Origin of the sequence: Candidatus Burkholderia verschuerenii, assembly GCF_001189365.1 — a bacterium.
Lineage (GTDB): Bacteria > Pseudomonadota > Gammaproteobacteria > Burkholderiales > Burkholderiaceae > Caballeronia > Caballeronia verschuerenii.
In genome coordinates this window covers 16,225-31,965 of sequence record NZ_LFJJ01000045.1, presented here as the reverse complement: position 1 = coordinate 31,965, position 15,741 = coordinate 16,225, and the positions used below count along the sequence as shown (strand labels likewise).

Below are 15,741 nucleotides of genomic sequence, written 5' to 3'. Positions count from 1 at the left end.
TCGCTCCACGCTTCCTCCCCACGGTCGGTCGCCCTTCCGCAGTTGCGCTTCACTTCGCTCGCTGTGGTCAACTTGCCGCGCGACTTGCACCCGCAAGAGTGCGCCCATGCTGGGCGCACAAAAAAAAGCAGGCCTGGAGCCTGCTAAAAACCACACGCTACGGGGTTAGCGCGAGGAGACCAAATGTGGAATACATTGAACGGCTACAAACCGAACAATGATCCCAACAGAGATGCCCCATTTAGAGCTTCGGCAGACGCCGACCGACGGAAGGCAGCAAGTAAAAATCACCGCGCGTCCGAACGCATCCGTGTTGAAACCGTTTGAACAGATTCTGGGCGAATTGACTGCCAGTCGCCGTAACAAAGTGTTTCAGGTTGTAACCCTCACCAGATAAGGCTTTTGGTAAATTTCCTGGCGCAAAATGTGATTTTCTCGTGCATAAATTGTCTGTTATTCGGCCGGTTAATTCGTTCGGCCTGAGTCAGCAAGAAAATGCCGTTTTTCGGGCGAAAGCGATTATCCTAATTCTTCTGAAAAATCGCACGGCCGGACGTATGAAATCGATTTGCCTAGTGTCCGAAAACCATTCTTACCTGCCAATAATGCTAGGAGACTTGCATGACCATCGACGCGTCCTTGCTCCGATACTACGCGCCGTCGCCGTCGCCGTCGCCGTCGCCGACGCGTTTCCCGCGCTCGCCACCGATGCCGATGCGCAAACCGTGCGTCAGCGCTTCAGCGATGTCGCGAAAGCCTACGCGCCGGAAAGGGACGCGCGCGTTGCCGTCGAGGCGCTCGAGATTCCGCTCGATGGACGCACCCTCGCGGCGCGCATCTATCGACCGGTGTCGGAGACGGGACCGTTGCCGCTGATGGTCTATTTCCACGGCGGCGGCTGGGTGATCGGCGATCTCGACACGCACGATTCGCTGGTCGCGCAACTCGCGCTCGATGCGCGCTGCGCGGTGGCGAGCGTGGATTATCGGCTCGCGCCGGAGCATCCGTTCCCCGCGCCTTGCGACGACGCGCGCGATTCGCTGATCTGGCTCGCGGAACATCGTTCGCGGCTGGGTTTCGCCACCGATCGGCTCGCGGTCGGCGGCGACAGCGCGGGCGCGCATCTTTCGGTGGTCGCGGCGCGCGGCGCGAACGAGCAGGTGGCCGGGCTCGTCGGACTTCAGTTGCTGCTTTAACCGGCGATGCGCCGCCAGTTCGAAAGCGCGAGCTGCATCGCCAACGCAAACGGGCCGGGCCTGACCAACGACGAAATGAAGTGGTACTGGGCGCAGTTCCTCTCCGGCATCACGCCGGATGCCCACGATGTCCGAGCGTTCCCGCTGGCCGAGCCGTACGAACGCACGCCCGCTCCCGCGCTGATCGTGGCCGCCGCCTACGATCCGCTCTACGATGACGAGCACGAACTCCGGCGCTTTCTGGAGTCGAACGGCGGCCGCGTGGAACTGATCGACGCCGCCGACATGACGCACGGCTTCGGCCGCATGCACACGCAATCCGATGCGGCGCACGCGTGGCTGTGCAAGATCGGCGCGCGCGCAGGCGAACTGCTGCGCGCCTAGTGCCGCGTTACTTCAGCCACTTGTCCACGACGGACTGAAACTCGCCGGTCGAGCGCGCGAGATGCAACCACTGATCGACGTACTGCTGCCAGACCACGTCCCCGCGCGGCAGCAGATATGCCTTCTCGCCGAACTGGAACGGCTTGTCCGGATGCACCGAGCACAAGCCCGGATTCAGCTTCTGCTGCAGCAGGGTTTCGGAGGCGTCGGTCACCATGACGTCGGCCTGGCCATCGAGAATCTGCTTGAAGATGGTCACGTTGTCGGGATATTCGATCAGCTGCGAATGCGGGAAGAACTGCTTGGCGAAGCGCTCGTTGGTGCCGCCGGGATTGACGATCGTCCGCACGTTCGGCTGATCGATCTGCTCGACGGTCTGATACTTGTCCTTGTCCTCGCAGCGCACGATCGGCGTCTTGCCGTCTTCCATGTACGGCGCGGTGAAGAACGCGCGCTTCTGTCGATCCAGCGTGGTCGATACGCCGCCGACGGCGATATCGCATTTGGCGATGAAGTCGTTCATCAGGTTCGACCAGCTCGTCTTGACGAACTGCGGCTGCGCGCCAAGCGACTTGGCCAAACTGCCCGCGAGGTCGATATCGATGCCTTCGAACTGGCCGTCCGGGCGCAGGAACGAATAGGGTTTGTAGTCGCCCGTAGTGCAGACGCGCAGGACATGGCTCGCCAGCACCTGATCGAGCCGCGAAGGCGGCACGGCCGGCGGCGCGCTGGCAGGCTCGGCAGGGCGCGCCGACACGGCGCCCGTTTCGATGGTCTGGGCGTGCGCCATGCAGGCGCTGGACGCGAGCAACAGCCACGCAAGGGCGCGGCGAACAAACAAGCGTGTCATCGATTCTCCCGGTTCTCGTCGTTGTACTCTGGCCGACGATCATAACGAGCCATCGCGCCGATGAACACCTGAACCGAACGGCATAAGCCAAATTGCGATGCGCGGAATCACCCTGCGTAAACGTCAGATCGCTCCGGTAGAATGAAAGATTCTCTGCATCCAGCATCGAGCGACGTGGCACACACTCTCCAGAACGACACTTTCATTCGAGCGCTGCTGCGCCAGCCGACCGACTACACACCGATCTGGCTGATGCGTCAGGCGGGCCGCTATTTGCCCGAGTACAACGCCACGCGCGCCCGCGCCGGCAGTTTTCTCGGCCTCGCGAAGAATCCGGATTTCGCCACCGAAGTCACGCTGCAACCGCTCGAACGCTATCCGCTCGACGCGGCGATTCTCTTCTCCGACATCCTCACCGTGCCCGACGCAATGGGCTTCGGCCTGAACTTCGTGCAGGGCGAAGGCCCGCGCTTCGAACGCACGGTGCGCACCGAGGACGACGTGAAGCGCCTGTTCGTGCCGGATATCGGCGCGACGCTGTCCTACGTCACCGATGCCGTCAGCCAGATTCGTCGCGCGCTGACGGACGCGCAGGGCCGCCAGCGCGTGCCGCTGATCGGCTTTTCGGGCAGCCCGTGGACGCTCGCGTGCTATATGGTCGAAGGCGGCGGTTCGGACGATCACCGCACGGTCAAATCGATGGCCTACTCGCGGCCCGATCTGATGCATCGCATTCTGGATATCAACGCGCAGGCCGTGACGGCGTACCTCAACGCGCAGATCGAAGCCGGCGCGCAAGCCGTGATGATCTTCGACACCTGGGGCGGCGCGCTCGCGGACGGCGCGTATCAGCGCTTCTCGCTCGATTACATCGCCAAGGTGGTCGCCGGACTCAAACGCGAACACGGCGGCGTGCGCGTGCCGGTCATCACCTTCACGAAGGGCGGCGGTCTGTGGCTCGAGGAAATCGCGACGATCGGCGTCGACGCGGTCGGACTCGACTGGACGATGAACCTCGGCCGCGCCCGCGAGATGGTCGGTTCGCGCGTCGCGCTACAGGGCAATATCGATCCGTGCGTGCTGTTCGCGTCGCCTGCCGTGATCCGCACGGAAGCGTGTGGTGTGCTGGAGAGTTTCGGCAATCATCCTGGCCACGTCTTTAATCTCGGCCACGGCATTTCGCAGTTCACGCCGCCGGAAAACGTCGCCGAACTCGTCGATGAAGTGCATCGCCATAGCCGCGCGATGCGTGCCGGACAATCGTCACGCTGAACAAAAGCGTGCTGCCGTGCAGCATCGAAACGGCGGCGGGCGAGCGTTTCCGGAAAGGAAAAATCGCCCGATGCGCCAGCACCGGGCGGGATCCAAAGATGTCAAGAAGGCACTTATACACATTTTGTTCGCTGCGGCGCGCCATCATACAGATGGCTCCGCGCAACCAGTCCGAGCGTTTATTTCGGATTATAAGTGCCTGATTTTAAGCATGTTTTATGATCATTGCCCGAAGTGTGGGCCGACATGCGAAAGGGCTGGACAGCAGGGTTTGCGGCAACGGCGAATGTACTTCTCAACAAAGTTATCCACAGGCCTGTGTAAAGCGCCGGAAACTTAAAAATAATCTTTGGTTTAGCGGCGATTCTGATGTTTCACTTTAACTTCGTCCAGTTCACACCCGAGTCACCATCAAAGCCCCGGCACAGCGGCGATACAGCGCGTCGAGCCCGATGACCGGAGTCTTCGTTCGCGTCGCCGTCGATCAGCCCATGCCGATGCTGTTCGACTACCGTTACACGCTCGCGACACCGGCTTCGCCCGGCATGCTCGTGCAGGTCCCGTTCGGCCGCCGCGAAGTCGTCGGCCTGATTTGCGAAGTCAATCACGCCACCGATCTTCCCGCCGACAAACTACGCGATGTCCGCGCGCTCTGCGACGGCCTCGCGCCGCTTTCGGAGCCGTGGATCGCGCTGGCCGGATTCGCCGCCGAGTACTACCAGCGCGGTCTCGGCGAAGTGGCCTTGCCCGCGCTCCCGCAAGCGCTGCGCGACCCGTCTCGCTGGAATCGCCTGCTGGCGATCGAACCGCGTTACCGGCTCCTCGACGCCGGGCGCGAGAGTCTACACGAAAGTTTACCGATTAGGGCAACCGCTTTACGTCGATTGGCCGGTGCCCTCGCGGCCGCGCCGTCGCTCGCGTTTTCCGATCCCCGGCCGCTGCCCCCAAAAGCCGCCGCGACTTTGGGGGAGTGGAGCGCGCGCGGTTTCGTCGACCCCGCGTCGCCGGACGAGGCGCCGATGCCCGTCGCGCCTGCCGCGCCGTCGATCCTTCCGGTGCTCACCGACGAGCAGCGCGACGCCGTCGACGCCATTTCGACCGCGCAGGGTTTCGCGGCGTTTCTGCTGCACGGCGTGACCGGCAGCGGCAAGACCGAGGTTTACTTGCACGCGCTGGCGGCGCTGCTGGCCGCGAAACCGGATGCGCAGGTGCTAGTGCTCGTCCCCGAAATCAATCTGACGCCGCAGTTCGAAGCCGCGTTTCGCGCGCGCTTTTCGGCCTTGGCGAAGGGTTCGATCGTGACGATGCACAGCGGGCTGGCCGAAGGCGAACGCGCGCGCAATTGGCTTGCCGCGCATACGGGCGCCGCGCGCATCGTGCTCGGCACGCGCCTCGCGATTCTCGCGTCGATGCCGTCGCTCGCCGCGATCGTCGTCGACGAGGAACACGATCCGGCCTACAAACAGCAGGAAGGTTTACGTTATTCCGCGCGCGATCTGGCCGTCTATCGCGCCAAGCAACTCGGGATTCCGGTCGTGCTCGGTTCGGCGACGCCATCGCTCGAAACCTGGTGGCAGGCGGAGCAGGGCCGCTACACGCGTCTGACGCTGACGCGCCGCGCTATTGCCGAGGCGGCGTTGCCGAGCGTGCGGCTGATCGATCTCGAAGAAGAACGGCGGCGCGGGCGGGCATCGGTCGAAGGGCTGTCGTGGCCGTTGATCGCGGCACTGAAGTCGCGGATGGAGCGCGGCGAGCAAAGTCTTGTGTTCCTCAATCGCCGGGGCTACGCGCCGATTCTTTCCTGCGATTCCTGCGGCTGGGTCGCCGGTTGTCCGCGTTGCAGCGCCTATGCCGTTCTGCATAAGCCCGAGCGCGCGCTGCGCTGCCATCACTGCGGATGGGAATCGCGCATTCCGAAGTCGTGTCCGGATTGCGGCAACATCGATATCGCGCCGATGGGCCGCGGCACGCAACGCGTCGAGGAAACGCTCGCCGCCGTGGTGCCCGGCGCGCGCGTGCTGCGCATCGATGCCGACAGCACGCGGCGCAAGGGCAGCGCGCAGGCGCTGTTCTCCGATGTCCACGCGGGCGAAGTCGACATTCTCGTCGGCACGCAGATGATCGCGAAGGGTCACGACTTCCGGCGCGTGACGCTGGTCGGCGTGCTCAACGCCGATACCGCGTTGTTTTCGCACGATTTCCGCGCGGGCGAGCGCCTCTTCGCGCAACTGACGCAGGTCAGCGGCCGAGCCGGACGCGCCGGTTTACCCGGCGAAGTGATGATTCAGACGCGCTATCCGCGCCATGCGCTGTATCAGGCGTTGTCGCGTCAGGATTACGTGGGATTCGCCAACGCGACGGTCGCCGAACGCCGGGACGCGCGTCTGCCGCCCTTCGTCTATCAGGCGATGCTTCGCGCCGAAGGCCGCACGCTCGAGGCGGCGCTGGCTTTTCTCGCCGATGCGGCGGCGGCGTTCGCGCCGTTGCCCGGCGCCGACCGCGTCACGGTCTACGATGCCGTGCCGCTCACCATCGTGAAAGTGTTCAATGTCCACCGCGCGCAATTGCTGCTCGAAAGCAGTTCCCGCGCCGCCCTGCAAACCGCGTTGCGCGCGTGGCAGCCCGCGCTGCGCGCGGTGCGCGGCGTGCTGCGGTGGAATGTGGAAGTGGATCCGCTGGACGTCTGATCGCCTTGTCGATCAGACCTTGACGCGCGATGCATCGGCACGCGACGGCACGACGTCATCGTGTGCGTCGTCCGTGAGTTGCGCGCCCGCCGAAGCGCCACGCACGAACAGCACGACGCAAAACGCAAACAGTACCCACACGCAGGCAATCACCATCCAAGTGCTCATGCTCGTTTTCTCCTTATGGCCGCGGTGGTCCTCCGCGGTGTGGCGCGCCGACGGCGCATCCTTGCGTTATATCGGCGGCGGGCGAGCTTTCCCTTAGGCTGGCTCCCAATAATATTTGGCTTAGGGAAAGTACTAGGCGATAGCCGCCATCGTCCGGCTGGCGGTGCACCGCGCAAAGCCTTGATGCATAAGGGTTCTATCGTGGTGCAACCTAGTTGAATTCTTGGTTGCACATTTTTTTACAGCGGGGTAGGATTCGCCAACTTTTCAGGTCTTTGGCCGGCGCACACACCGGCATACGAAGGAAACATGGCGAGCACAACCCTTGGCGTCAAAGTCGACGATCTCCTGCGTTCTCGGCTGAAAGATGCCGCCGCACGCGTCGAGCGCACCCCGCACTGGCTGATCAAGCAGGCGATCTTCGCGTACCTCGAGCGCATCGAGCACGGCCAGCTTCCGCCCGAACTGTCGGGCGTGAACGGCAACGGCGAGATGAGCGAGTCGGCATCGTCCGTCGATCACGAGGACGATGGCGCGCCGACGCCGTTCCTCGAGTTCGCGCAGAACGTGCAACCGCAATCGGTGTTACGCGCGGCGATCACGGCGGCGTATCGACGTCCGGAGCCGGAGTGCGTGCCGTTTCTGATCGGCCAGGCGCGGCTGTCGCCGAGCGTGTCGGCGGAGACCGAAAAGCTGGCGACGCGTCTCGTCGAAGCGCTGCGCGCGAAAAGCTCGGGCGGCGGCGTCGAAGGCTTGATCCACGAATTTTCGTTGTCGAGCCAGGAAGGCGTCGCGCTGATGTGCCTCGCCGAAGCGCTGCTGCGCATTCCCGACCGCGCCACGCGCGATGCGCTGATCCGCGACAAGATTAGCAAGGGCGATTGGCGCTCGCATATGGGGCAAGCGCCGTCGCTGTTCGTGAACGCGGCGACGTGGGGTTTGATGATCACCGGCAAGCTGGTGACGACGAATAGCGAAGCGGGTCTGTCGTCGGCGCTGACGCGTCTGATCGGCCGTGGCGGCGAACCGCTGATCCGCAAGGGCGTCGACATGGCGATGCGTCTGATGGGCGAGCAGTTCGTCACCGGCGAGACCATCTCCGAAGCGCTCGCCAACAGCCGCAAGTTCGAAGCGCGCGGCTTTCGCTACTCGTACGACATGCTCGGCGAAGCCGCGACGACCGAGGAAGATGCGCAACGCTACTACGCGTCCTACGAACAGGCGATCCACGCGATCGGCAAGGCAGCGGGCGGGCGCGGCATCTACGAAGGTCCGGGCATTTCGATCAAGCTGTCCGCGCTGCATCCGCGTTATTCGCGTTCGCAGCAGGAACGCACGATGAGCGAACTGCTGCCGCGCGTGCGTTCGCTGGCGCTGCTGGCGCGCCGTTACGACATCGGCCTGAACATCGACGCGGAAGAAGCCGACCGGCTGGAACTGTCGCTCGATCTGCTCGAAGCGCTCTGTTTCGATGCCGAACTCGCGGGCTGGAACGGCATCGGCTTCGTGGTGCAGGCGTATCAGAAGCGCTGCCCTTTCGTGATCGATTATTTGATCGATCTGGCGCGCCGCAGCCGTCATCGTTTGATGATCCGTCTGGTGAAGGGCGCGTACTGGGATTCGGAAATCAAGCGCGCGCAAGTCGACGGCCTCGAAGGTTATCCGGTCTATACGCGCAAGATTTATTCGGACATCTCGTATCTCGCGTGCGCCAAGAAGCTGCTCGGCGCGCCGGATGCCGTCTATCCGCAATTCGCGACGCACAACGCGTTCACGCTGTCGGCGATCTATCACCTCGCGGGTCAGAACTACTATCCCGGCCAGTACGAGTTCCAGTGTCTGCACGGCATGGGCGAACCGCTGTACGAGGAAGTCACGGGCCGCGACAAGCTCAACCGGCCGTGCCGCGTGTATGCGCCGGTCGGCACGCACGAAACACTGCTCGCGTATCTCGTGCGACGTCTGCTGGAAAACGGCGCGAACACGTCGTTCGTGAACCGTATCGCCGACGAGACGATTCCGGTCAAGGAACTGGTGCGCGATCCGATTGACGAAACGCAAGCCATCACGCCGCTCGGCGCGCCGCACGCGAAGATCGCGCTGCCGCGTCAGTTGTACGGCGACGAGCGTCCCAATTCGATGGGTCTGGATCTGTCGAACGAGCATCGGCTGGCGTCGCTGTCGTCGGCGCTGCTGGCGAGCGCGAATCATCCGTGGCTCGCGGAACCGATGCTCGAAGGCGGCTTGGTTGACAATCAAGCCGGCAACGGTGTCGCGCGCGATATCCGCAATCCGGCTGACTTGCGTGATCGCGTGGGAACGGTTGTCGAGGCATCGCCGGAACAGGTGAGCGCCGCGATTGCCAACGCCGTCGCCGCCGCGCCGATCTGGCAGGCGACGCCCGTCGAAGACCGCGCCGATTGCCTCGCGCGCGCCGCCGACTTGCTCGAAGCGCAAATGCACACGCTGATGGGCCTCGTCGTGCGCGAAGCGGGCAAGTCGCTGCCGAATGCCGTCGCCGAAATCCGCGAAGCGATCGACTTCCTGCGCTACTACGCCGGACAGATTCGCGGCGAGTTTTCGAACGATACGCATCGTCCGCTGGGTCCGGTCGTCTGTATCAGCCCGTGGAATTTCCCGCTCGCGATCTTCATGGGCCAGGTGGCCGCCGCGCTCGCCGCAGGCAATCCGGTGCTCGCGAAGCCCGCCGAACAAACGCCGCTGATCGCCGCGCAAGCCGTGCGCATTCTGCGCGAAGCGGGCGTGCCTGCCGGCGCGGTGCAACTGCTGCCGGGCAACGGCGAAACGGTCGGTGCGGCGCTCGTCGCCGATCCGCGCACGCGCGCCGTGATGTTCACCGGCTCGACCGAAGTCGCGCGCCTGATCAACAAAACGCTGTCCGAACGCCTCGATTCCGATGGCCGTCCGATTCCGCTGATCGCCGAAACCGGCGGCCAGAACGCGATGATCGTCGATTCGTCGGCGCTCGCGGAACAGGTCGTCGCGGACGTGATGCAGTCGTCGTTCGATTCGGCCGGTCAGCGCTGCTCCGCGCTGCGCGTGCTGTGCCTGCAGGACGACGTCGCGGATCGCACGCTCGAAATGCTCACCGGCGCAATGAAGCAGCTCGCGATCGGCAATCCGGATCGGCTGTCGATCGACGTCGGCCCGGTTATCGATGCCGACGCGAAACGCGGCATCGACGCCCATATCGCCGCGATGCGCGACAAGGGCCGCCAGGTCACGCAGCTCGACATGCCGGACGCGTGCGCGCAAGGCACCTTCGTGCCGCCGACGATCGTCGAACTCGACGGCATCGACGAATTGAAGCGCGAAGTGTTCGGTCCGGTGCTCCACGTGATCCGTTACCGCCGCGCCAATCTTGATAAACTCCTCGACCAAATTCGGGCGACCGGGTACGGACTGACACTCGGTATCCACACGCGGATCGACGAAACCATCGCGCATGTGATTTCGCGCGCGCACGTCGGCAACATCTACGTGAACCGGAACGTGATCGGCGCGGTCGTCGGCGTGCAGCCGTTCGGCGGCGAAGGCTTGTCGGGCACGGGTCCGAAGGCGGGCGGCGCGCTGTACTTGCAGCGTCTGCTGGCCAAGCGTCCGACCGGTTTGCCGAAGTCGCTCGTGAGCATGCTGGTGGTCGATCAGCCCGCCGCGAAAGACACGCCCGCGGCCGCGCTAACGGCGTTCCGCGACTGGTGCATCGGCGAACGCGATCCGCACACGGCGGCGCGCTGCGACGGTTTCCTCCAGCACGTTCTGGCGGGCGCGACGGCGGTGCTGTCCGGTCCGACCGGCGAGCGCAACACCTACACGCTCGGCGCGCGCGGCACGGTGCTGTGCGCGGCATCGACGGAAAGCGGCGCGCGCACGCAGTTCGCCGCCGTGCTGGCGACGGGCAACCGCGCACTGTTCGCCGGCTCGGCGGGCGAACAGTTGGCGGCGTCGCTGCCGGCATCGCTCAAGCCGTATGCGAGTGTTCGCCGCGCGGCCGAAGACTTCGACGCCGTACTGTTCGAAGGTGACAGCGACGAATTGCTGTCACTCGTGAAGGAAGTCGCGAAGCGTCCGGGACCGATCGTATCGGTGCAGGGCGTCGCGGCGGGCGCGTTCGCCGACGCTGGCCACGACGGCGAGGACTACGCGCTCGAACGTCTGCTGACGGAACGCTCGGTGAGCGTGAACACGGCGGCGGCAGGCGGAAATGCGAATTTGATGACGATCGGTTGAGAACTCACACAGCGCTCGGTTTCAACAAATTCAAACAAGCGGCGGCGGGCACGGCGATCCCGGCACAAGCTGCCATCACACTGGTGTATTAGGAGAAGCTATGAAGCACACGATGACCAAGCTGGCAGCCGCCATGACGCTCGCCGGCCTGTCGCTCGCGGGGACGGCGAACGCTCAAACGGCGGAAGACGTGAAGGTCGGTTTTGCCGCGCCGCTGACGGGCGCGCAAGCGCACTACGGCAAGGACATGCAGAACGGCATCACGCTCGCGGTCGAAGACTTCAACGCAACGAAGCCGGTGATCGGCGGCAAGCCGGTTCGCATCGTGCTGGATTCGGCCGACGATCAGGCCGACCCGCGCACCGGCACGACCGTCGCGCAGCGTCTGGTCGACGACGGCATCAAGGGCATGCTCGGTCACTTCAACTCGGGCACGACGATCCCGGCATCGCGCATCTACGCGAACGCGGGCATCCCCGAAATCGCGATGGCCACGGCGCCGGAATAGACGACGCAGGGCTCCAAGACCGTGTTCCGCATGATAACCTCGGACACGCAGCAAGGCTCGGTCGCGGGTGAATTCGCGGTGAAGACGCTGAAGGTGAAGAAGATCGCCATCGTCGACGACCGCACGGCGTACGGGCAGGGTCTCGCCGACCAGTTCGAGAAGGCCGCGAAGGCAGCGGGCGGCACGATCGTCGATCGCGAATTCACGAACGACAAGGCCGTGGACTTCAAGGCGATTCTGACCAAGATCAAGTCGACGAATCCGGACCTCGTGTACTACGGCGGCGCTGATTCGCAAGCTGGCCCGATGGTCAAGCAGATGAAGACGCTGGGCTTCCGCGCACCGCTGATGGCGGGCGAAATGGTCAAGACCGACACCTTCGTGAAGATCGCGGGCGACGCGGCGAACGGCACGGTGGCATCGCTCGCCGGCCTGCCGATGAACGAAATGCCGGGCGGCGCGGACTACGACGCGAAGTACAAGAAGCGCTTCAACGAAGACGTGCAGACCTACTCGCCGTACGCCTACGACGGCGCGATGGCCATGTTCGGCGCGATGAAGGCAGCCAACTCGACGGATCCGGCGAAGTACCTGCCGTTCCTCGCCAAGACCGATATGCAGGGCGTGACCGCCAAGCATCTGGCGTACGACTCGAAGGGCGATCTGAAGAACGGCGGCATCACGCTGTACAAGGTTGTCGACGGTAAGTGGACGACGCTGCAGAGCGTGGGCGGGAAGTAAGTTTTAACTTTCCGGCCTGATCCGACGGCCCGGCCCGCACACGCGGCCGGGCCGTTTTTTATTGCCCGATCTGTTCGGTGCGGACCTTCACCGCGGCCGGCTGGCTATCGCGCCCGAGACCTTCCTGAAACGTCACCTCCATGCCTTCGTGGAGGTCTTCGAAATCCGCGTCGACCAGCGCGCCATAAAAGAAGAACAGATTGCCCGGTTCGACGAAACCATAGCCGCGCTTCTGCGCGGCGATCTTGCCCGGCTTCCAGAGCGGAGGATCGCCATCCGTCGAGGCGGATTCGGACTGATCCTCGCGCGGCTGGAACAGGCTGCGCACCGCTTCCAGTTCGTCCGCGCCTTCCGCCGATGCCGCGCCGTCGATCAGATCGGACATCAGCACCGGATAGCTTACCTCGGTCAGCAGCATCTGGCTGGGCGTGGTGCCTTTGGGCTCGCCGTTTGGGCCATCGTAGGAAATCTGCCAGCCGAGCACCATCACGCGGATGCCCAGCGTCTTCAGCTTGCGCGCGAGCGGGATGTAGTCGCTATCGCCCGCGACCAGCACGACGACGTCGAAATGCTTGTACGTCGACAGTTCGAACGCCTCCAGCGCGAGCCAGACGTCGATGCCTTTTTCCTTGCCCATCGCGTTCATCGGCAAGTGATGCGCCGTGACGTTGGCGCGCATCAGGATGTCGTCGAGCACGCGTTCGTGGAACAGCACGTGTTCGCCCTTTTCGACGCACTGCTGCGCGGAGAACCGTCCGCGAAAGTAATGCGCGTCGATGATCTGGCAGTTGTGATAGTCGACGCGTTCCGATTTCGCGACCCGGCAGCGAATGAACTCATGCAGCCCGCGAATCGAAATCCACGCGTGCTGCCGATGCTGATACTTATAGAAGCGGCTGACGGCGGCGAAATAATTGCCGTCGTAAAACACGCCGATCTTGGTCAGTTGTCGCGCCGTGTGAGGCATCGGATCGTCGCTCCTCTGGAATGAACTCGGGTCCGCGCCCGAGCGAGCGCGCGCGTCCATTATCCAAAAGTGCGTCGGATGGCCGGTAGTGCCTGACGCTGAATTGTGGCTGTCGGAAAGCGGCTTACTCGGCCGACTTCCTGACTCGCTTCCAGCCCGTCACCATCGCGCCGACGAGATTCTCGCGCGTCCACAGGCTCATCAGGAGCGCGGCCGCCACATGCACGCAGACGCAAACCTCGACGGCGATCGACAGCCACAGGTGCAGCGCTTGCGGCCAGTCTTCGCCCCAGAAGGCATCGGTGCGCATGATGAAGCCGGACACGGCGAGCGCCAGAATCAGCAGCCAGAGCAGGATCGCCATCGCGCCGCCAAGCGGATTGTGCGACACGTGATGCAGCGGCTTGCCGCCCGCGAGCGAGCGCAGATACGCGCGAAGATGCGGCAAGGTCGGCCACCACGCCGCGAAGCGCGCATGACGCGAGCCGACGAAACCCCACAGCACGCGCGCGACGGCCAGCCCCGCCGCGACATACCCGAGCCAGCGATGCAGCGCATCCGTCGGCCCGAACAGATTGAAGAGCACGATGCCCGCGACCGTCCAGTGCGTGAGGCGAACCCACACATCCCAGACTTTCACGCGGGCATCCGACATGGCTTATTCGACTTCCGATTTCACGACGGCCAGCGTCTTCGTGTCGTAATAGATCTCGACCTTTTTGCCGTCTTTATCGTGGCCGTAGATTTCGTAGCAGTTGCCGTCGACCTTGAACTTGCGAATCTTGTAGCCCTGCGATTCGAGTTGCGCCTTGGCGTCCGATTCCTTCATCCACTCGCTTTTCGGATGCGCCGTGCAATCCGCCTTCGCGAACGCCGCGCCGGACACGCCCATTGCCACACACAACGCCAGAACCTTCAACATCGCGACCTCCCGGTGGTTTCGAGCGGGTCACTCTACCGTCACCGGGCATCTCGATAGAAAGCTATTTGAAAGTTTGACGCGAATCGCTCCGATTAGCGCTTGGCTTGCTGGCGAATCTGCTCGAGTGTCGCGGCGGGCGTGCTCTGATCTGCCGGAATGCGGATTTCGATCACAGCCGGCAAGCCCGATTTCACCGCGCGCTCGAACGCCGGCATGAACGCATCGGTCGATTCGACGTGTTCGCCGTGCGCGCCGAACGCCCGCGCATAGGCCGCGAAGTCCGGATTGGTCAGCCCCGTGCCGTGCACGCGATTCGGATAATGCCGCTCCTGATGCATGCGGATCGTGCCGAACTGGCCGTTGTTGACCACGACGAAGATGACCGCGAGGCCGTACTGCATGGCCGTCGCGATTTCATGGCTCGACATCATGAAGCAGCCGTCGCCCGCGAACGCGATCACCGTGCGCTCCGGATACAGCGATTTCGCCGCGATCGCCGCCGGCACGCCGTAGCCCATCGCGCCGCTGGTCGGCGCGCACTGCGAGCGGAAGTGCCGATACGAATAGTGCCGATGCAGCCAGGTCGCGTAATTGCCCGCGCCATTGGTCAGGATCGAATCGGCGGGAATCTTTGCCGATAGCTGGCGCATGATCTCGCCGAGCTGCACGTCGCCGAGCATCGGGCGCGGCTTGCGCCATTCCAGATAGGCTGCGTGCGCGGCATCGGCTTCGCCCGTCCAGGCGATATCGGCGGGCGGCGCGAGCGCGGCCAGCATCGACGCGATTTCCGGCATGCCCGAGACAATCGGCAGATCCGCGCTGTAGACGCGGCCGAGCTCCTCCGCGCCCTGATGGACGTGAATCAGCGTCTGCTTCGTTTTCGGGATGTCGAGCAGCGTGTAGCCGCCCGTCGTCGATTCGCCCATGCGCGGGCCGAGCACGAACAGCACGTCGGCATCGCGCACGCGCGCGGCGAGCGCCGGGTTGATGCCGAGCCCGACATCGCCCGCGTAGTTCGGATGCTCGTTGTCCAGCGTGTCCTGATAGCGGAACGCGCAGCCCACCGGCAAGTGCCATCGTTCGATAAAGCGCGCGAAATCCTGCGTCGCCTCGCGCGTCCAGCCGCTGCCACCCGCGATCACGAACGGCTTCTTCGCGCGGGCCAGCAAGTCGCGCAGCGTGTCGATCTGCGCCGCCGAAGGAGACGCCGCCACGCGCTGATATCGCGGCGCGGGCGCAATCGCTTCGCACGCTTCGCTCAGCATGTCCTCGGGCAGCGCCAGCACGACCGGCCCCGGCCGCCCCGACATCGCGCGATGAAACGCCTGACTCATATATTCAGGCACGCGGCGCGGATCGTCGATCTGCGCGACCCACTTCGCCATCTGCCCGAACATGCGCCGGTAGTCGATCTCCTGAAACGCCTCGCGATCCATATGGTCGCGCGCGCACTGGCCGATCAGCAGGATCATCGGCGTCGAATCCTGGAAGGCCGTGTGCACGCCGATCGACGCGTGCGTCGCGCCCGGCCCGCGCGTGACGATCGCCACGCCCGGCCGCCCGGTCAGCTTGCCGACGGCTTCGGCCATATTTGCCGCGCCCGCTTCGTGGCGGCAGACGATCGTCTGAATCTGGTCGGTTTCGTCGTGCAGGGAATCGAGCACGGCCAGAAAGCTCTCGCCGGGCACGCAAAACACGCGTTCGACGCCGTGCCGCACGAGCGCATCGACGACCAGACGCGCGCCGGTGGTGGGTTTGCCGGAAGGAACAGCGGATGCCATACGCGGAAGTCTCC

9 protein-coding genes and 2 pseudogenes are annotated in these 15,741 nt (G+C 64.2%); 5 read left to right on the top strand and 6 right to left on the bottom strand.

All coding sequences use genetic code 11. The features are described from left to right. Positions 1-557: 557 nt before the first annotated feature. A pseudogene (locus BVER_RS10930) lies at positions 558-1,580 on the top strand (alpha/beta hydrolase). Between the two features lie 7 nt (positions 1,581-1,587). On the opposite strand, the gene BVER_RS10925 reads toward BVER_RS10930, so the two are convergent. Further along, a complete protein-coding gene (locus BVER_RS10925; RefSeq protein ID WP_050453329.1) occupies positions 1,588-2,370 on the bottom strand; it encodes a transporter substrate-binding domain-containing protein in 783 nt (260 codons plus the stop codon). Between the two features lie 234 nt (positions 2,371-2,604). On the opposite strand from BVER_RS10925, the gene hemE reads away from it, so the two are divergent. Together hemE and BVER_RS10915 are read left to right on the top strand one after the other, a co-directional pair. Further along, positions 2,605-3,702, top strand: a complete 1,098-nt coding sequence (gene hemE, locus BVER_RS10920; RefSeq protein WP_050453328.1) for a uroporphyrinogen decarboxylase — start codon at positions 2,605-2,607, stop codon at positions 3,700-3,702. 452 nt (positions 3,703-4,154) lie between these two features. Continuing rightward, a complete protein-coding gene (locus tag BVER_RS10915) occupies positions 4,155-6,389 on the top strand; it encodes a primosomal protein N' (RefSeq protein WP_050453326.1) in 2,235 nt (744 codons plus the stop codon). A 12-nt stretch (positions 6,390-6,401) separates the two neighbouring features. Here the strand turns inward: BVER_RS10915 and BVER_RS31380 are convergent, their stop codons facing one another. Next, the gene (locus BVER_RS31380; protein ID WP_157056005.1) at positions 6,402-6,557 is read right to left on the bottom strand and encodes a hypothetical protein; all 156 of its coding nucleotides are present in this window, start codon (positions 6,555-6,557) and stop codon (positions 6,402-6,404) included. A 309-nt stretch (positions 6,558-6,866) separates the two neighbouring features. Between BVER_RS31380 and putA the strand changes: the two genes are divergently transcribed. Both putA and BVER_RS10905 read left to right on the top strand, forming a co-directional pair. Next, a complete protein-coding gene (putA, locus tag BVER_RS10910; protein ID WP_050453325.1) occupies positions 6,867-10,808 on the top strand; it encodes a trifunctional transcriptional regulator/proline dehydrogenase/L-glutamate gamma-semialdehyde dehydrogenase in 3,942 nt (1,313 codons plus the stop codon). Between the two features lie 100 nt (positions 10,809-10,908). Beyond that, positions 10,909-12,057, top strand: a pseudogene (locus BVER_RS10905) (branched-chain amino acid ABC transporter substrate-binding protein). Positions 12,058-12,115: 58 nt separating this feature from the next. Here the strand turns inward: BVER_RS10905 and BVER_RS10900 are convergent. The 4 genes from BVER_RS10900 to BVER_RS10885 form a co-directional block, all read right to left on the bottom strand. Continuing rightward, the gene (locus BVER_RS10900; RefSeq protein WP_050453324.1) at positions 12,116-13,024 is read right to left on the bottom strand and encodes an NYN domain-containing protein; all 909 of its coding nucleotides are present in this window, start codon (positions 13,022-13,024) and stop codon (positions 12,116-12,118) included. Positions 13,025-13,148: 124 nt separating this feature from the next. Then, complete coding sequence (locus tag BVER_RS10895) at positions 13,149-13,679, bottom strand: cytochrome b/b6 domain-containing protein (protein WP_050453323.1); 531 nt, start codon at positions 13,677-13,679, stop codon at positions 13,149-13,151. Between the two features lie 3 nt (positions 13,680-13,682). Then, complete coding sequence (locus tag BVER_RS10890; RefSeq protein WP_050453322.1) at positions 13,683-13,946, bottom strand: PepSY domain-containing protein; 264 nt, start codon at positions 13,944-13,946, stop codon at positions 13,683-13,685. 92 nt (positions 13,947-14,038) lie between these two features. After that, a complete protein-coding gene (locus tag BVER_RS10885; RefSeq protein WP_050453321.1) occupies positions 14,039-15,727 on the bottom strand; it encodes a thiamine pyrophosphate-binding protein in 1,689 nt (562 codons plus the stop codon). Positions 15,728-15,741 lie beyond the last annotated feature (14 nt).